Here is a 17989-nt window from a genome sequence, read left to right on the forward strand (position 1 = left end):
TTGCGCCGGGCGCACTTACGGCTTGGGCTTCCACAGGGTCAGCTCGGTCGTGTACGACGGAATGCCCGGCCGCCCCTGGTGGATCTCCGGCTTGCTCGGGTCGCGGTAGCCCTGCCGCACCGCGGTGATCTTGACCATGGCGAGGTTGCCCTCGGAGGTGAAGGTGCAGAGCCAGTCGCCGGTTTGGATGCGGCCGGTGCTGCCGTTCAGATCGCTCGCCCGCATCTTCTCGGGCAGTCGCTTCTCCGGGTTCCTGGCGGCGAGTTCACACCCCTTCTCGTCCGGGCTGAGGCTCGGGCTGAACCGGTGAGGGGTGGTCAGCTCCTCGTACTCCATCCGCCACTCCAGCTTGGTGATGCCGATGGATGGTGCGTTGCCCGTCTTGATCCCCTGCTCTGTCTGCTGCTCCGCGGTGTCGAGGTCGGTGTTCAACTGGCCCATGGTCGAGGACGGCCAGACGAACGAAAGCGGCTTGTTGGCGTACACCAGCTCGTAGCCATGGGGTGCCGGGCGCGCGGTCCCGGTCGGCGTCGGGCTGCTCACACTGCCCGCGCTGTGCGTCTTCCTGCCGCCGTCGTCGTCACTCCGGGTGAGTGCCCAGATCCCGCCGCCGATCAGCGCCACGGCCAGGACGGCCCCGATGACGACCGGCCCGCTCTTCCGCCGCGACGGGCCGGGGGCTGGTGCGGGGGCCGTCGCGGGGGCGGCCGGGCCGGCAGGTGACGCGGCGGCCTGGGTGGGGACGGCGTACGCGGGCGTCGGCGCGGGCGCGTACCCCTGGTGCTGCGCTGAGGGTGCCGGCGAGGGAGCCGCCGCCTGGGTGGGCGCGTACATGGCCGGAGGCTGCTGCCCCGGTGCGGCCGCCTGCGTCGCGACGTACGCCGGCCCGAAACCGGGTGAGGCGGCCGCCGTCGGCGGCTCCGGCCTCGGGGGCTCTTCCGCCGCCGCCTCGCGTCGGGCGATCTCCTTGGCGAGCGGCGCGGGCAGCCAGTCGGCGAAGTCCCGCAGTTCCCGCCCGGCCGCCTGCGCGCACCAGTCGGCCAGGGCGGCCGGCGCGGGCCGCCGCTCGGGATCGGCCGCCAGGCAGGCCTCCAGCAGCTGCCGGAGCGGCTCCGGGTAGCCGCTCAGGTCCGGCGGCTGCTGGGCGGTGTTGGCGATGGTCGCGGCGATGGACAGGCCGGAGCCGTCGCCGTACGGGTGGCGTCCGGTGGCCACGACGGCGGCGATCAGCCCGAGCGCGAAGATGTCGGTGGCGGCGGTGACCTTGCGGCCCAGCGCGTGCTCGGGCGACATGTACTGCGGGGTGCCGATGAACCCGCCGGTCTGGGTCAGCTGGCTGGAGTCGGTGGCGCGCGCGATACCGAAGTCGATGACCCACGGCCCCTTGGAGCTGAGCAGGATGTTGCTCGGCTTGAGGTCGCGGTGGATCACCGACGCGGAGTGCACGGAGTGCAGCGCCTGCGCGGTGCAGCCGATGAGCTGGAGCGCCGCGGGCAGCGGCAGCGGACCGTAGGTGGCCAGGGCGTCGTCCAGGGCCATGCCGGGCACGTACGAGGTGGCGATCCACGGCTCGTCACCGCTCACATCGTGGTCCACCACCGGCACGATGTGGTAGCCGGACACCCGCCGCGCCGCCTGCACCTCCTGCTCGAAGCGAGCGCGGAAGTCGGGATTCCGGGCGAACTCGCGCCGGATGACCTTCAGGGCGACCGGCTGGTTGCCGCGGGTGCGGGTGAGGTACACCGCGCCCATGCCGCCCTCGCCCACCTTGGCGAGCAGCTGGTAGCCGGAGACCTCGCGCGGGTCATCCGGCCCCAGAGGCTTCAGGACAGGCTGATCGGCGTGCGGCATCGGTTCCCCCTAGCGGTGTGGCAACGGAGTCGATGCTATCGATCGCTCACTGCCGCAGCCGGTGCCGTAGCCGGGCCAGCCGGCGGCGCACCGCCACACCGACCCTGACCGGGGCCACCTCCAGCACCAGGGCCGCCTCCGGCCCTCGGACCAGCGGCTTGGCGTAGTACGGGCGACCGAAACGGAACCACCGGGTGCCGCTCAGCCGGGCCGGGCGCGGCACGGCCGCGGAGCGCTCCATCTCCTCGCCGCCCTGGCCGCCATCCCCCTGGACCAGGGTCACCGTCCAGCGGCCGGGCCGCAGGGCGGCGACCGGCAGGCAGGCACTGAAGGCGGGCCCGGAGCCCTTCGCTCCGTACCGGGCGGGCTCCTCGCGCACCGCGCCCGATTCATGGACGGCGCGCAGCCGCGGCGGCCCGCACTCGGCCGCGGAGCCGGCGGCGTCGCCGGTCAGCCGGCCGCCGATGGCCAGGGTGTTCTGTCTGCCTCCGCTGCCGGGTCTGCCGTGTCTGCCTCGTCTGCCGGGTCTGCCTTGTTCGGAGGGCGCCCAGCGCACCTCGGTGATCGCGCAGGGCAGGGCGGGCCCGTGCAGCACCCGCCCCACGTCGAGCGAGAAGTTGCCGTACGGGGTGAAGAACGGCGTCACCGCCGTCTTGTCGACCATCCGGGGCGGTGGCGCCGTCCGCTCGGCCGCGGCGTCCACTCCGGTGCGGCGGTGCCGCAGCCGGACGGTGCGGCTGACACCCTGCGCGCGCACATCCACGAACAGGTCCCAGATGCCGCGGCCCAGCGGGGCGCCGCCGTCGGCCGAGGCGAGATCGATGTCGGCGGTGAAACCCGCCTCCCGGTGCATGCCGTCGCCGGGCAGCTCGCTGGGCGCGGCGCAGGCGGTGGTGGGCACCCGGATGTCGGGGCGGTCGGCGTCCCGCATCCGCAGGATCAGCTCGGTCTCCGGGTCGAGGGTGGCGACGTGCTCGATGTACGCGTGGCCGGTGACCCGCAGCACCCCATCACCCTGCCAGCCGGCGGTGTCCAGGGCCTGGTGGGCGGGGAGCCGGTCGGTGACGTCGAAGCAGGCGTCGGGGATCGCGGCGGCCGGGTCGCGGAAGAGCGGATGGAGCCAGTAGACGCGGCCCTTGTCCACCAGATGGCCGCGCCGGGCATCCTCCTTGGCGTTCCGTGCCACGGTCAGCAGCTCCTCGAAGCGGTCGGCGCGCAGCAGATGGATCAGCAACCGGTCGGGCGCGTCGAGCTGCCGGCACAGGTCCTCGTTCGCCCAGGTCCTGGCCCAGTGCCGGAATTCGGGGAAGAAGCGGGTCCGGGCGTCCTCCTCGTCCTCACGCGGCAGCAGGGCGCGCAGCGGGCCGCACAGCTCCCACTCGACATGGCGGCGCATGATGCGGTCGCGGCGCGGGCCGGGCTCCAGGTAGCGGGCCACGGTCTCGAAGCACAGCCGGGTGCCGTCCATCCGGTGGACGAGGTCGGAGGCGACCCGGGTGAGGTTGTTGCCGTTCTCCCTGTTCCGCACGTAGTAGCAGTCGTAGTCGGCGACCACCGATATGCCGTCGGCGTTGAGGTACGCGGCGGCGGTGAACGGCTTGTCCTCGCAGTTGCGGTACGGCGGGAAGCGCAGGCGGAGCCGCTCGATGAGGGAGCGGCGGAACAGCTTCCAGGGGCCCAGGGTCCGGTAGGCGGCCGAGGTGAAGATGTCGGTGCGCGGCTGGTTGTGGCGGAAGACGGCGGTGGGCACGGCGCGCCCGCCGACCGAGACCATCTTGCCGAGCACCACGTCGGTGCCGTTCTCGTCGGCCATGGCGACCATGCGGCGCAGCGCGTCCGGTCCCAGGTAGTCGTCGGAGTCGAGGAAGAAGACGAAGTCGCCACGGGCGAGGTCCAGCCCGGTGTTGCGGGGGCCGCCCGCGCCCCCGGAGTTCTCCTGGTGCACCACGCGCAGCGCGGGGCAGTCGCGGGCCAGCCGGTCCAGCTCGGCGCCGGTGCCGTCGGTGGAGCCGTCGTCGACCGCGATGATCTCGATCCGCTCCAGGCCCAGCGTCTGCTCCATCGCCGAGGTGATGCAGCGGGTGAGCTCGGGCATCGCGTTGTAGGCGGGGACGATCACGCTGACCCGCGGGGCGGCGGCGGGGAGGGGTGGCGCTATCGCGGCGGTGGGGGACGGTCCGGTCACGGCGGCCTCCGGGCTCGTGAGGTCTTGAGGGTTCCGGGTCGAAGGGGCTACGTCAGACGGGTGTCTCGGCGGTCTCGCGTCCGGTCCGGCGGGGAGGTGAGGCGGGTTTGGACGGTCGGGGTGGTGTCTTGGCCTCGGCGGGCAGCATCACGGTCCTCACGACGCGTTCGGCGGCGTGGCCGTCGTCGTATTGGCAGAAGCGGTCGCGGAAGGCGGCGCGGAGTGCGGTGGTGTGGGGGTCTTGCCAGGTGCCGTCGCGGAAGAGGGTGATGAGTTGGTCCTCGGTGCGGGCGATGGGGCCGGGGGTTTCGCCGGGTTGTCCGGACAGGAGGTTGAAGTAGACGCCTCGGGTGGCGCGGTAGGTGTCCCAGTCGTCGGCGTGGATGATGATGGGTCGGTCGAGGTTGGCGTAGTCGAACATGATGGATGAGTAGTCGGTGATGAGGGCGTCGGCGGCGAGGCAGAGTTCTTCGACGCGGGGGTGGCGGGAGACGTCGATGACCAGGCCTTGCTGTTGGAGGCGTTGGAGTCCTGGGTCGGTGGTGTAGGAGTAGTGGGCGCGGACCAGCAGGACGGTCCCGGCGCCCAGCCCCCGCGCCACCCGCTCCAGGTCCAGATGGGGTGAGAAGCCCTTCTGGTAGTCCCGGATCGTGGGGGCGTAGAGGATCGCGGTGTGGCCGGCCGGGATGCCCAGGGACGAGCGGATGCGCGCGATGTCGTCCTTGGTCGCGGTGAAGAAGATGTCGTTGCGCGGGTATCCGTACTCCAGCAGCCGGTAGTTGGACGGATAGACCCGCTCCCAGATCTCGCTGGAGTGCGCGTTCGAGGAGAGTACGTAATCCCAGCGGTCGACGCGCTTGAGGAGATTGTTGAAACTCATCCCGGCCGCGGCCGCGGGGTAGCGCTGCTGGTCGAGTCCCATGCATTTGAGTGGTGTGCCGTGCAGCGTCTGCACATGAATCGTGCCCGGCCGTTTCACGACGTCGTTGGGGAAGTTCGCGTTGTTGACGAGGTATTTGGCGCGGGCCACCACCCGATAGAATTTCCGGGTTCCCGGGACGACGTAGTCGATTCCTTCCGGGAGGGAATCGATCTCGGATTTCTTCACCACCCACACGCCGCGGATGTGCGGGGCGAGTTCCTTCGCCTTGTAGTAGATCGCGGCCGGGTTGCACAGCACTCCGCGATTCCAGTACGCCGAGTAGACGGCCAGGTTCGCATCGACCGGCCGCATCCGGTGCAGCCGGTAGAGGCCCTGCTTGGCTCGCGCCGCCAGGGGGCGCCGGAGTGTCCGCTTCGCCTTGCGGGCGCCGGCCGCCGCCCGTCCGGACAGCTCGCGGTAGCGGTACCGGGCGAATGAGCCGTGCGCCAGCGCGTCGTAGCGCCACTTGTCCTCGCCGGGCGGGACGAAGCCCTCCGGCAGGTGCTCGCGATACCACTCCACAGCCCGCTGGAAATAGCGGCGGCGGTCCTGCGGTGCCACTCGGTTCGGGCGGTCCAGGCAGAACAGGAAATGGTGGACCGCTCTTTCGAAGAGTGCGGGGCGGAGGGGGTCGAGGTGGGGTTTGTCGTTGAGGTAGGTGAAGAGTCGGGCGTATTGCTGGAAGATGATGAAGTGTTCTTCGCCGGGGGTGCGGGTGGAGGCGCCGGTGCGGCGTTGTCGGTATTCGAGGCCGACGTGGTTGGTGCAGGCGATGGTGTCGGCGGTGAGCATGGTTTTGTAGGAGAGTAGGGCGTCTTCGTAGATGCCTTCGCTGAATCTGAAGTTGTGTCGGGTGTAGAAGTCGCGTCGGTAGACGCGGTTGGAGGACATGGCGAAGAGGCGGAGGAATTGGGGTCGGTCGAGGATGTTGAAGGTGTCGGTGCCGGCGGAGGTGAGGAGGTCGCCGAAGAGGCTGGGGTCTTTGCGTCCGTTCCAGTAGGTGCGGGTGTGGTCGAAGTAGAGGATGTCGGGGTTGTGGTTGTGGGTGAGGCGGTGGTGGAGGTGGGTGAGGGTGTCGGGGGCGAGGGTGTCGTCGCCGTCGAGGAAGAGGAGGTAGTCGCCGGTTGCGTGTTCGGCGCCTGCGTTGCGGGCGTGTCCGGGTCCGGAGTTGAAGGGTTGGTGGAGGGGGTGGACGCGGGGGTCGTGGGTTGCGTATTCGTCGATGATGGCGCCGCAGTTGTCGGGTGAGCGGTCGTCGACGGCGATGATTTCGATGTCCTGGAAGGACTGGGTGAGGGCGGAGTCCAGGCAGTCGCGCAGATAGCCCTGCACGCGGTACGCGGCGATGACGATGCTGAATCTGGGCATAACGCTCCTCTCGCTGACTGCTCACTATAGGGCGGTATGTCCGAATAAGTGGGATAAGTGAATGAGTGGCCGCGTGTGCGGAGTCCCCGCCGTGCTGGGCCGACCGGGTGGCCGCGCGGCCGCCGCGCGGAGAGCTCTCGGGTCCCCGCCGGCCAGGAGCGCTTCGGCCGGTCAGGATGACGACGGCGGCTTCGGCTTGATCACGGCGAACACCGCGCCCTGCGCGTCCTTCACCAGCGCCATCCGCCCCGCGACCATGTCGTACGGCCCCTCGATCGCCGCCCCGCCGGCCGCCGACATCCGCGCCACCGCCTCGTCGGCGTCGTCCACGGCGAAGTAGGTCAGCCAGTGCGAGGGCGTGCCGGGCGGGGCGTCCTTGGGCAGCTCGCGCATGCCGCCGACCACCCTGTCCCGCACGGACAGCGAGAAGTAGCCCTCAGCCCCCTCCGCCTCGAAGGGCACGGACTCGATCCCCAGCGCCGCCGCGTAGAAGTCGCGCGCCGCGTCGAGGTCGGTGGTGTTCAGCTCGTTCCAGATCGGCGCGTTCGGCTCGTTGACGACCTGCGAGCCGATGAACGACCCCGGCTGCCAGATGCCGAAGACCGCCCCGGTCGGGTCGGCCGCCACCAGCATCCGCCCCAGCTCCGTCACCTCCATCACCGGCGCCACCACCGTCCCGCCGTGGTGGATGACCGCCGCCGAGGTGGCCTCCGCGTCGGCGGAGGCGAAGTAGGTCGTCCACACCGTGGGCGGCGCCGGGTGATCGCCGAGGGGCTGCGCCGCCATGATGCCGGCCACCGGTTTCTCCCGTAGCGAGCAGACCGAGTACCCGCCCACCTCGGCCGGGCCGATCTCACCGGTCCAGCCGAACACCTCGGCGTAGTAGTCCAGGGCGGCCTGCTGGTCGGGGGTCACCAACTCGACCCAGCAGGGCGTCCCGGGCTCGTAGCGGGCGGTGACTTCGGGCATGGATCGTGCCTCCACGACAGGTCCGGCCCTGCCCCCGCCATGGCTGGCGGCGACCGGACCGCGGGTACGGTGGCCCCCCGGCTCAGCCTTCCCGGCGGGCCGGGGAGGCGCCACTCGAACGCGGCGGAGCGGGGGACGGCCACCTGGTCCCGGCCGTGGACGGGCCGGGGGCGCGGAGCGGACCGCTTGGCCGGCGCGAGGCCCGGTCAGCGCGGGAGGCCGGCCAGGAAGCGGTCGAGCAGGGCGGTCTGACGCGCCGGCGGGAAGCGGTCCGGATCGAACAGCGCCTGGACGACCAGCCCGTGCGCGAAGGCCGCGGCGAGCGCCGCCAGCTCCTCGGGGTCGGTGCCCGCGGGCAGCTCGCCCAGGTCCACCGCGTCCGCGAGGTGGACGCCGAGCGCCTCCCGCCACCGCACGTACCGCGCGGTCTGCCCGGCGCCCAGGCCCGGATCGGCGAGCGCGGCGTCCCAGGAGCTGACCCAGGCCCGGCTCATCCGCGTCATCTCCTCGGTCAGCGGGAGCACATCGAGGAGCGCGGTCCGCAGACCCGCCAGCCCGGGGCCGGGCGGGGTGCGCAGGGCGCGATGCGCGGTGCGCTCCTCGGCGACCTCCAGCGCATGCGCCATCAGCGCCCGCTTGCTCGGGAAGTAGTGGCTGACCAGGCCGGTCGAGGCGCCCAGCTCGGCGGCGACCGCGCGCAGGGTCAGGCCGCCGAAGCCGCGCTCGCCCAGCACCCGCCACACCGCGTCCGATACGTCGCGGCGCTTGGCGTCGTGATCGCCACGTGCGGGCATATGCGCTTCCTCCTCGGGCCGGTGACGCCTATCCTACGTGGTGCATAACAAACGTTTGGAACGCAGATGCGGACGCCGACGCGCATGCGCACGCAGACGCCGACGCGGAACCCAAGGACCCACGACAGATCGGAGTGCGCTGTGCTCAGCTCCCCTCTCGGCGACGGCGCGGAACTGTGCCCGCTGGAGCCCTGGCAGGCCGAGGAGTTCGCCGCCTACATCGACCGCCACCGCGCCCATCTGGCGCCCTGGCTGCCGTGGGCCACCGCCATCACCGACACCGAGAGCGCCCGCGGCTTCCTGCTCAGGTACGCCGAAGCCCAGCGTGACGACGACGGCCGGCTCTTCGCCATCCGGCTCAACGGGGAACTGGTCGGCGGCACGGTGTTCCGGATCTTCGACGTCGCGTCCGGGGTCTGCGAACTGGGCGTGTGGATCGCGCCGGAGACCGAGGGCCGGGGACTGGTCACCGCCGCCGCCCGCCGGATGATCGACTGGGCCTTCGGGGTGCGCGGCATGGCCCGCGTCGAATGGCGCGCGGCCCCGGACAACCTGCGCAGCACGGCGGTGGCCAGGCGCCTGGGCATGACCCACGAAGGGGTGCTGCGCCAGGTCTTCCCACTGAACGGCATCCGCTCGGACCTGGCGGTGTGGTCGCTGCTCGCCTCGGAGTGGGACGGCCCGACCGAGCCGGGCGGGACCGCGCGGTAGGGCATACCGCGCGGGCCCACCGGACACCCCCTACTGCACCGGGTGGGCGCTGGAACGCGTTTCGTCGGGGACGTCGGGGCCGGCCGGCGCGGGGGTGGAGGCAGGGGCCGGCTCGGGAGCGGGGGCGGGCGCCGGGTCGGGGACGGCGGGGGTCGGCTCGGTCTCGGCGGCGACGGTCTCGGCGTCGCGCGCGTGCGGCAGCGGCGACTGGTCGCCGGTCTCCGTGCCCGGGCAGGGCATCAGTGCTCGTACGACGCGTTCGGCGGCGTGGCCGTCGTCGTATTGGCAGAAGCGGTCGCGGAAGGCGGCGCGGAGTGCGGTGGTGTGGGGGTCTTGCCAGGTGCCGTCGCGGAAGAGGGTGATGAGTTGGTCCTCGGTGCGGGCGATGGGGCCGGGGGTTTCGCCGGGTTGTCCGGACAGGAGGTTGAAGTAGACGCCGCGGGTGGCGCGGTAGGTGTCCCAGTCGTCGGCGTGGATGATGATGGGTCGGTCGAGGTTGGCGTAGTCGAACATGATGGATGAGTAGTCGGTGATGAGGGCGTCGGCGGCGAGGCAGAGTTCTTCGACTCGGGGGTGGCGGGAGACGTCGATGACCAGGCCTTGTTGTTGGAGGCGTTGGAGTCCTGGGTCGGTGGTGTAGGAGTAGTGGGCGCGGACCAGCAGGACGGTCCCGGCGCCCAGCCCCCGCGCCACCCGCTCCAGATCGAGGCGCGGGGTGAAGCCGCGCTCGTAGTCGCGCAGGGTCGGGGTATAGAGGATCGCGGTGTGGCCGGCTGGGATGCCAAGAGACGAGCGGATGCGCGCGATGTCGTCCCCGGTGGCCGTGAAGAAGATGTCGTTCCGCGGATAGCCGGTCTCCAGCAGCTGGTACGAGGACGGGTAGACCCGCTCCCAGATCTCGCTGGAGAACTGGTTGGCGGAAAGAGCGAAGTCCCAGCGGTCGACGCGCTTGAGGAGATTGGCGAAACTCATCGTCCCTGCCACGACGGGATAGTGCTGCTGGTCGAGTCCCATGGTCTTCAGCGGGGTGCCGTGCAGCGTCTGCAGATGGACCGAGCCGGGCCGCTTGAGCAGATCGTTGGGGAAATTCACGTTGTTGATGAGGTATTTGGCGCGGGCCACGGTGCGGTAGTAGTCGCGTGTGCCGGGAATGACGTATTCGATTCCGTCCGGCAGGAATTCGACCTCCGATCTGCGTACTACCCACACCCCGCGCACCTGGGGCGCCAACTCCCGGGCCTTGTAGTAGATCGCGGCCGGGTTGCACAGCACTCCGCGGTTCCAGTACGCCGAGTAGACGGCCAGGTTCTCGTCGATCGGCTGGCGTAGCTGGAAGCGGTAGAAGGCGCGTGTGGCGCGGGCCGCCAGCGGACGGCGGACCGCGCGCCCCATGCGCTGGGCCCGCTTGACGCCCTCGATCGCCACCTCACGCGCCCGGTAGCGGGCGAAGGAACCGCGGGCGAGAGCCTCGAAGCGCTCGGCGTTCTCGGCCGGCGGCACGAACCCGACGGGGCGGTGCAGCTGGTACCAGTCGGCGGCCTTGCGGAACCAGCGGGCGCGGTCGGCCGGGGCGACGCGGGACGGATTGTCCAGACAGAAGAGGAAGTGCGAGAGGGCTCTTTCGAAGAGTGCGGGGCGGAGGGGGTCGAGGTGGGGTTTGTCGTTGAGGTAGGTGAAGAGTCGGGCGTATTGCTGGAAGATGATGAAGTGTTCTTCGCCGGGGGTGCGGGTGGAGGCGCCGGTGCGGCGTTGTCGGTATTCGAGGCCGACGTGGTTGGTGCAGGCGATGGTGTCGGCGGTGAGCATGGTTTTGTAGGAGAGGAGGGCGTCTTCGTAGATGCCTTCGCTGAATCTGAAGTTGTGTCGGGTGTAGAAGTCGCGTCGGTAGACGCGGTTGGAGGACATGGCGAAGAGGCGGAGGAATTGGGGTCGGTCGAGGATGTTGAAGGTGTCGGTGCCGGCGGAGGTGAGGAGGTCGCCGAAGAGGCTGGGGTCTTTGCGTCCGTTCCAGTAGGTGCGGGTGTGGTCGAAGTAGAGGATGTCGGGGTTGTGGTTGTGGGTGAGGCGGTGGTGGAGGTGGGTGAGGGTGTCGGGGGCGAGGGTGTCGTCGCCGTCGAGGAAGAGGAGGTAGTCGCCGGTTGCGTGTTCGGCGCCTGCGTTGCGGGCGTGTCCGGGTCCGGAGTTGAAGGGTTGGTGGAGGGGGTGGACGCGGGGGTCGTGGGTTGCGTATTCGTCGATGATGGCGCCGCAGTTGTCGGGTGAGCGGTCGTCGACGGCGATGATTTCGATGTCCTGGAAGGACTGGGTGAGGGCGGAGTCCAGGCAGTCGCGCAGATAGCCCTGCACGCGGTACGCGGCGATGACGATGCTGAATCTGGGCATAACGCTCCTCCTGCGGCGGGACGGCGGACGGCGATCGGGTGGGGGCGGCGACCGGAAAGCGGCGGCGATCGGGGGAGGCGGCGGGCGTCGGGTCGAAAGGCGTCAGGTCGAAAGGCGGCGGGGAGAGGCGGGAGGGGACGGTCAGGGCGCGGCGAGCGGCAGCCTCGCCGGGGCGGCGGCCGGCGGACGGTGACCGCCCTGGGCCGGGGCGGGCCTGCGCTCCGCCGGCGGCACCACGGGTGGCAGGGCCTCGCCCCGCTCGCCGAGGAAGACCCGCCGCACCACGCGCTCGGCGGCCTGCCCGTCGTCATACGGGCAGAAGCGCTCCCGGAAGGCGGCGCGCAGTTCGGCGGCGTGCGCGTCGCACCATGCCGGGCCGGTGGCCTCGCCGCCGCTTTGAGCGTCGGCCGGTCGCGTGAACAGGGCGATCAGCTCCTCCTCGGTGCGGGAGACGTGTCCCGGCGGGGTGGCGAGGAGGTCGAAGTAGACGCCGCGGGTGGCGCGGTAGGCGTCCCAGTCGTCGGCGTGGATGACGATCGGCCGGTCGAGGTTGACGTAGTCGAACATGATCGACGAGTAGTCGGTGATCAGGCCGTCGGAGGCCAGGCACAGCTCCTCCACGGCCGGGTGCGCCGAGACGTCGATGATCCGCCCGTCGCCGCCGGGGCCGTCCGGCTCCTCCAAGGGGAAGCGGCGCACCCCGTCGGGCGGGAGGCGGTGGCCGCCGTCCGGCGGGAGGCCGTGCGCCTCCTCCGGGCGGCCGGAGGGCGCGCGGGCGAGCAGGACGAAGCCCGGGCCGAGGGCGCGGGCCAGCCGGGCCGGGTCCAGCCGGGGGATGAAGTCGCGCTGGTAGTCGCGGTGCGTGGGCGCGTACAGGAGCGCCGTCGCCCCGAGCGGGATGCCCAGCCCCGCGCGGATCCGCCGCACGTCGTCGGCGGTGGCCCGCTGGAAGGCGTCGTTGCGCGGGCGGCCGTACTCCAGGGTTTCGAAGCCCGAGGGGTAGACGCGCTCCCAGGTCAGGGTGGAGTGGCGGTTCGCCGACAGGCTCACATCCCAGCGGTCCGCCCCCGCCAGCAGCCGCCGGATGTCCATGGAGCGGGCGGCGGCCGGCCGGTCCTTCAGGTCCAGGCCCATGTGCCCCAGCGGGGTGCCGCGATGGGTCTGGAGGTGGATCTGCCCCGGGCGCTTGCGCAGCCGGTCGGTGAAGCCGGTGTCGTTGACCAGGAAGCCGGCGCGGGCCAGGGCCGTCCAGTAGGCCATCGAGCCGGGGCGCAGTCGGCGCACCCCCGGCGGCAGGGTGTGCGCGTGATCGGGGGTGGTGATCCAGGCGGTGCGGATGTGCGGGGCCAGCTTGCGGACCGCGGCCTCGATCGCCGCCGGGTCGCCGGCGTATCCGCGATGCCGGTCGGTGGCGAAGACCGCCAGCCGTTCGTCGAGGTGTCTCAGCCGCTGGATCCGGTAGTGCGCGGCCAGCACGGCCGCGCGCAGGGCCCGGCAGCCGGTGGCGGTCAGCGCCGCGGCCCGGCGCGCGCACCGGTGGGCGCGGCGCAGCAGCCCCCAGGTACGGCACGCCCCCAGGCGCAGCAGCAGCGAGTAGATCCGGGGCCGGAGGCCGGCGGCCCGTAGCTCACCGGCCCGGCTGCCGGTGGAGTGCGGTCGGGCGCCGCGCAGCCGGGCGCCGCGCCGCGCCGCCCGCGGGCCGGCGCCGCGGAGCCGAAGAGCCCGCAGGCCGGTGGCGTGCGCCCGGCCGGTCGGCGGAGCGGTGACGCGCGGGCCGGTGGCCGGGCGGCCCGCCGCCCGGGCCCGGTAGTGCCGGTGGTGGTCGCGGGCGCGGCGGGCGAACTCCGGGCGGATGCGGGGCGGCAGCCGGCCCGGCGCGGCGTGGATCGCGGCCAGCTGGTCGAGCATCAGCCGGAAGACGGCGGACCGCCAGCGGGCGAACTCCGGCCGCCCGTCGATGAAGGCGAAGACCCGGTCGTACTGGTCGAAGACGTCGAAGTGGGCCCGGCCCGCGGTGTCCAGGATGCTGCCCCGGCGCCGCTGCCGGTGGTGCACGCACACCCGGTCCAAGGTGGCCATGGAGCGGGCGGTGAAGAGCACCGGAAAGGTCCAGGCGGTGCCCTCGTAGAGGCCGGGCGGGAAAGCGAAGCTCTCCCGCCCGACGAAGTCCCGGCGGTAGGCCTTGTTCCAGGGGACCATCGGCAGGCGCAGCAGCGCGGGCCGCTCCGCCAGCTCGAAGACCTCCGGTCCGTCCGGCTCCCCGGCCAGCAGCGCGGTGCCCGGATGCGGGGTGAGCGTGCCGGCCCAGTGCTCGCGGACGTGCCCGTAGACCAGCACCTCGGGATCGCCGGTCTCCGCCAGCCGGTCGGCGAGGGCCCGCAGTGCGCCGGGGGCCAGGGTGTCGTCACCGTCCAGGAAGAGCAGGTACTCCCCGGTGGCGTGGCGCAGTCCGGCGTTGCGGGCCCGGCCCGGGCCGACGTTCTCGGTCAGGTGGATGGCACGGACCCGCAGGTCCTTGGTGGCGGTCTCGTCGAGGATGGCGCCGCAGGCGTCGGGGGAGTGGTCGTCGACGGCGATCAGTTCGAGGTCGGCGAACTCCTGGGTCAGCACCGATCGCAGGCAGTCGTGCAGATATGCCTGGACCTTGTAGGCGGGGACGATGACGCTGAACCGAGGCACTGCGCATCCCAAGGGTCGAGCGGGTAAGAAGCTTGTCCCACTATCATCTGAATAGTTCGGGAATCGTGGCTTCTGCTCCGCTCGGGATGAGGAAGACGCCCCGTTCGGGCTAAGGGGGTGCCCGACGGGGCTCCGCGGCGTCGCGCCATCGGACACCCCCTAACGCCCGGCGGCGCCGACCGGCCGCGGCTCTCCTCCCCGCTACTTCACCGCACCCTCCGTCACCCCGGCCACGAACTGCCGCTGGAAGGCGAAGAACACCACGAGCGGCACCACCATCGAGATGAACGCACCCGGCCCGAGCACGTCGATGTTGTTCCCGAACTGCCGCACCTGCTGCTGCAACGCCACCGTGATCGGCGGATCCCCGCTGTCCGCGAAGATCAGCGCGACCAGCATGTCGTTCCACACCCACAGGAACTGGAAGATGCCGAGCGAGGCGATCGCCGGACCGCCCAGCGGCAGTACGACCTTGAAGAACAGCCGCAGCTCACCGGCCCCGTCCAGACGCGCCGCCTCCAGCAGCTCGCGCGGGATCTCGGCGAAGAAGTTCCGCAGCAGATAGATCGCGAACGGCAGTCCGAAGGCGGTGTGGAAGAGCACCACCCCGGTCGTCGTCTCGAAGATGCCGATCTCGCCGAAGAGTTTCGCCACCGGGATCAGCGCCACCTGCACCGGCACCACCAGCAGCCCCACCACCACCAGGAACCACCCGTCGCGCCCGGGGAAGTCCATCCACGCGAAGGCGTATCCCGCCAGGGCGCCGAGCAGCACCACCAGCGCCGTCGCCGGCACGGTGATCGCCGCCGTCGTCCACAGCGAATCGGTGATCGCCTCATTGCTCAGCAGGTCGTCGTAGGAGCTCAGGGTCAGCTGGCCCGGATCCCCGAAGACCTTCCACCAGCCCGAGACGTCCACCTCGGCCGGATCCCGCAGCGAGGACAGCAGCAGGCCCACCGTCGGGGTCAGCCACACCAGCCCGACCACGACGAGGAAGACCCGCACCGCCCCACCGCCCGCGCGCGCCGCGATCCGCGCGGCGAGCGACTGCTTCGCCGGCGCGGCCCGCTCCGCGCCGGCCGGCATGGCAACGGCCGCGGCCGTGTCCGCAGATGTCATCGGCGGCTCTCCTTTCGGATCCGGCGGATGTTCCAGAGCATCACGGGCACCACCAGCACCAGCAGGAACACCGAGATCGCGCTGCCCACGCCCTGGTTGACATCGGTCCCGAAGGACGACTGGAACAGCTGCAGCGCCAGCACATTGGCGTCGTCCTGCGTGGTGCCCGGAGCGATGATGTAGACCAGGTCGAAGATCTTCAGCACGTTGATCATCAGCGTGACCATCACGACCCCGAGCACCGGCGCCAGCAGCGGCACCGTCACCCGCCGGAACACCTGCCACTCATTGGCCCCGTCCACCCGGGCCGCCTCCAGGAGCTCCCGCGGCACACCCGCCAGACCGGCCGCGATCAGCACCATCGCGAACCCCGCCCACATCCACACATAGCTGCCGATGATCGCCGGGGTGACCAGCGACGGGCCCAGCCAGTCCACCCCGTTGTACGGCTCGTCGAAATTGGCCGCGGGCAGTCTCAGCCGCGCGCCCGCCGCCTCGCCCGGCAGGGTGTACGTACCGTCCGAGCGCGTCCTCGCCTCGGCGACGACCCGGCCGTCCTTCACCGCCTCGACGGTGACCCCGGCCAGCGCCTTCTCGCCCGCGTCCAGGACGCCGTGCCGGCCCCCGCCGCCGCGGGTGAAGTCGAACCACACCGTCCCGGTGACCTTGCCCGGCTCCGGACGCGCCGCCACCGCCTCCGCCGCGCCGCTCACGTCCCCGCGCTTGGCCCCCACCAGCGGAATCAGCTGCGCCGATCCCGCGCCGGCCACCGCCGGGGCGGTGTACGAGCCGTCCGGCGACTCGCGCAGACCGGCGTCGGCACGCGGATGGGCACCGGGGAACGGCGGCCGGTCGGCGAAGGTGTCGTGCACCGTCGTCCACATGGCGTTCGCCACGCCCCGGTCCGGGTCCTGCTCGTACACCAGCCGGAAGATGATCCCGGCCGCCAGCATGGAGATCGCCATCGGCATGAAGACGACGAGCTTGAACGCCGTACCCCAGCGGACCCGCTCGGTCAGCACGGCGAAGATCAGCCCCAGGGCGGTGGCCACGGACGGGGCGACGATCACCCAGATGACGTTGTTCTTGACGGCCGTCCGGATGGAGTCGTCGGAGAAGACCTCCCGGTAGTTGTCCATCCCGACGAAGCCGTCACCCGACGCGTCGAACAGACTCCGCCAGAGGGAGTAGCCGATGGGATAGACCACCAGCGCGCCCAGCAGCGTCAGCGCGGGCAGCAGGAACAGCGCCGCCACCCAGGGGCGGCTGCCCATCAGAGATTTCCTGGATTTCCGGGCCTTACCCGGCGGGCCGGAGGTGCCGCCTGAGCTTGAGGTGGGTGGTCGCGAGCCAGGCGCCGCCGCGCCGCCCGCCGTCACGGTCGACATGATGTGGGCCTCCCGGTCGCCTGATCAGTCCTGGTACGCCTTGGCGGCGTCGGCCTCCAGCCGACGCTGCGTGCCGCGCACGTTCCGCGGATCCCCCAGAAAGTCCTGGAGCGCCTTCCACTCGCCCTGCGCCGGCTTGCCGCCGAAGGAGGCGGGCGCCTGATCGGACATGTCGAAACGGAAGTCGTCACCGGCCGCGATCACCGCGGTGGCGATGGACCGCAGCGGGGCGCTGGGGTACGCCTTCACATCCAGTGCCTTGTTCGCCGAGACGAAACCGCCCGCCTGGGCCCAGATGTGCGCGGCGTCCGGCGAGGCGAGGAAGGTCAGCAGCGCCTGCGACGCCTTGCTGTTCTTCAGCGCGACCGCGACATCTCCGCCGGTGACCACCGGCGCCTTGCCGCCGTCCACCCCCGGGAACGGGAACACCTTCGCCTCCGTGCCCAGGTCCGCGCCCGCGTCGGCGACGTTCCCGGCGACGAAGTCACCCTCGAAGACCATCCCGGCCTCCGGCTCGGCCGCGTTGCCGAACACCTTGGTCACCGAGTCCGGGAACGCCGTCCGCAGCGAGCCGCCCCTGCCGCCCGCCAGCAGCCCCTTGCCGCCCCACAGTTCGGCGAGCGTCGTCAGCGCCTTCGTCACCGAAGGATCCGTCCACTTGATCTTGTGCTGGGCGAGCAGGTCGTACTTCTCGGGCCCCGCCTGGGAGAGGTAGACGTTCTCGAACCAGTCGGTCAGCGTCCAGCCGTCCGCGCCCCCCACGGACACCGGATCGGTGCCGGAGTCGGAGATCAACTGCGCCTGGGCGAGCAGATCCCGCCAGTCCTTGGGCTCCTTGGCGCCCGCGTACTCGAAGGCCGAGGTGTTGTACCAGATCAGCGACTTGTTGCTGACCTTGAAGTACACGCCGTAAGGGGTGCCCTGGTACGAGCCGAGGTCCTGCCAGCCCCGCGCGTAGTTCTTGGCCAGCTGGGCCCTGGCCTCCGGCCCCAGCGGCTTGGCCCAGCCCTTCTCGGCGAACTCCCGCAACACCCCGACCTGCCCCACCAGCGCCACGTCCGGCGGCCGGCCGCCCGCGATCTTCGATCCGACGAAGGAGGACATGTCATCGCCGCTCGGCACGAACGACACCTCGGCGCCGGTGCGCTTCTCGAACTCGGTCAGGACCTTGGTGAAGTTCGCCTGCTCGGTCCCGGTCCACACCGCGGTCACCTGGAGCTTCTCCCCCTTCAGCTGGGGCAGCCGCACGGTGACCGGAGCCGGACTGCCCCCGGCCGCGGCGTCCTCGCCGCCACAGCCCGCGGCGGCCAGGACGAGTGCGACGGCCGTCGCCAGCGCCGGCACCACCCGCGTCGCCCGCCGCGCCTGCCTGGTGGGCCGCACCCGCCGCGGTGGCTCCGGTCGCCCCTCGCGCCTCCCGCACTTGCGAAGCGGTGTGTGCATCCCCGCAGCCCCTCCCGTTACGGACCCTGCCCGCCGTCCCCGTCCGTGCTTTGGCCGTTTCCCGTTCGCACAGTCCTACGCCCCGTCCCCGGCCGCCGCAATACCGTGATCAAGGTCAACTCCCCGATCGTGACCGGGATGTGATGCGGGGTCAGGTAGTGGGGTTGAGCGTCTGGCG

11 protein-coding genes are annotated in these 17989 nt (G+C 71.5%); 1 reads left to right on the forward strand and 10 read right to left on the reverse strand.

Features of this window, described 5'->3' with window-relative positions; translation table 11 throughout:
* Positions 1-15 precede the first annotated feature (15 nt).
* The 5 genes from AC4BDD_RS18470 to AC4BDD_RS18490 form a co-directional block, all read right to left on the reverse strand.
* The gene (locus AC4BDD_RS18470; RefSeq protein WP_490686549.1) at positions 16-1851 is read right to left on the reverse strand and encodes a serine/threonine-protein kinase; all 1836 of its coding nucleotides are present in this window, start codon (positions 1849-1851) and stop codon (positions 16-18) included.
* 46 nt (positions 1852-1897) lie between these two features.
* Positions 1898-4036, reverse strand: coding sequence for a glycosyltransferase family 2 protein (locus AC4BDD_RS18475; protein ID WP_490686550.1), 2139 nt, complete (start codon positions 4034-4036; stop codon positions 1898-1900).
* Positions 4037-4088: 52 nt separating this feature from the next.
* Complete coding sequence (locus AC4BDD_RS18480; protein ID WP_490686551.1) at positions 4089-6326, reverse strand: bifunctional glycosyltransferase/CDP-glycerol:glycerophosphate glycerophosphotransferase; 2238 nt, start codon at positions 6324-6326, stop codon at positions 4089-4091.
* A 171-nt stretch (positions 6327-6497) separates the two neighbouring features.
* Positions 6498-7295 (reverse strand): VOC family protein, encoded by a 798-nt coding sequence (locus AC4BDD_RS18485; RefSeq protein ID WP_490686552.1) that lies wholly within the window; start codon positions 7293-7295, stop codon positions 6498-6500.
* A gap of 206 nt (positions 7296-7501) precedes the next feature.
* Entirely contained in the window at positions 7502-8089 is a 588-nt protein-coding gene (locus AC4BDD_RS18490) for a TetR/AcrR family transcriptional regulator (RefSeq protein ID WP_490686553.1), read from the reverse strand.
* A 141-nt stretch (positions 8090-8230) separates the two neighbouring features.
* On the opposite strand from AC4BDD_RS18490, the gene AC4BDD_RS18495 reads away from it, so the two are divergent.
* A complete protein-coding gene (locus AC4BDD_RS18495) occupies positions 8231-8800 on the forward strand; it encodes a GNAT family N-acetyltransferase (protein ID WP_490686554.1) in 570 nt (189 codons plus the stop codon).
* A gap of 30 nt (positions 8801-8830) precedes the next feature.
* On the opposite strand, the gene AC4BDD_RS18500 is transcribed toward AC4BDD_RS18495, so the two are convergent.
* From AC4BDD_RS18500 to AC4BDD_RS18520, 5 genes are all read right to left on the reverse strand, one after another.
* Positions 8831-11182 carry a bifunctional glycosyltransferase/CDP-glycerol:glycerophosphate glycerophosphotransferase gene (locus AC4BDD_RS18500; RefSeq protein WP_490686555.1) on the reverse strand — a complete coding sequence of 784 codons (2352 nt, stop codon included), beginning with the start codon at positions 11180-11182 and terminating at the stop codon, positions 8831-8833.
* A 141-nt stretch (positions 11183-11323) separates the two neighbouring features.
* Positions 11324-13861, reverse strand: a complete 2538-nt coding sequence (locus AC4BDD_RS18505) for a bifunctional glycosyltransferase/CDP-glycerol:glycerophosphate glycerophosphotransferase (RefSeq protein WP_490686556.1) — start codon at positions 13859-13861, stop codon at positions 11324-11326.
* A 201-nt stretch (positions 13862-14062) separates the two neighbouring features.
* Positions 14063-14947 (reverse strand): carbohydrate ABC transporter permease, encoded by an 885-nt coding sequence (locus tag AC4BDD_RS18510; RefSeq protein WP_490691835.1) that lies wholly within the window; start codon positions 14945-14947, stop codon positions 14063-14065.
* A 29-nt stretch (positions 14948-14976) separates the two neighbouring features.
* Positions 14977-16368, reverse strand: a complete 1392-nt coding sequence (locus AC4BDD_RS18515) for a carbohydrate ABC transporter permease (protein ID WP_490686557.1) — start codon at positions 16366-16368, stop codon at positions 14977-14979.
* A gap of 24 nt (positions 16369-16392) precedes the next feature.
* Positions 16393-17712, reverse strand: a complete 1320-nt coding sequence (locus AC4BDD_RS18520; protein ID WP_490691836.1) for an ABC transporter substrate-binding protein — start codon at positions 17710-17712, stop codon at positions 16393-16395.
* Between the last annotated feature and the right edge of the window lie 277 nt (positions 17713-17989).

The sequence above is a fragment of the Streptomyces sp. JLBT605 genome, assembly GCF_058215555.1.

Coding starts and splice junctions, on each gene's coding strand:
- AC4BDD_RS18490 (WP_490686553.1), bottom strand. CDS start 8,089: ATGCCCGCACGTGGCGATCACGACGCCAAGCGCCGCGACGTATCGGAC.
- AC4BDD_RS18485 (WP_490686552.1), bottom strand. CDS start 7,295: ATGCCCGAAGTCACCGCCCGCTACGAGCCCGGGACGCCCTGCTGGGTC.
- AC4BDD_RS18515 (WP_490686557.1), bottom strand. CDS start 16,368: ATGTCGACCGTGACGGCGGGCGGCGCGGCGGCGCCTGGCTCGCGACCA.
- AC4BDD_RS18500 (WP_490686555.1), bottom strand. CDS start 11,182: ATGCCCAGATTCAGCATCGTCATCGCCGCGTACCGCGTGCAGGGCTAT.
- AC4BDD_RS18480 (WP_490686551.1), bottom strand. CDS start 6,326: ATGCCCAGATTCAGCATCGTCATCGCCGCGTACCGCGTGCAGGGCTAT.
- AC4BDD_RS18510 (WP_490691835.1), bottom strand. CDS start 14,947: ATGCCGGCCGGCGCGGAGCGGGCCGCGCCGGCGAAGCAGTCGCTCGCC.
- AC4BDD_RS18470 (WP_490686549.1), bottom strand. CDS start 1,851: ATGCCGCACGCCGATCAGCCTGTCCTGAAGCCTCTGGGGCCGGATGAC.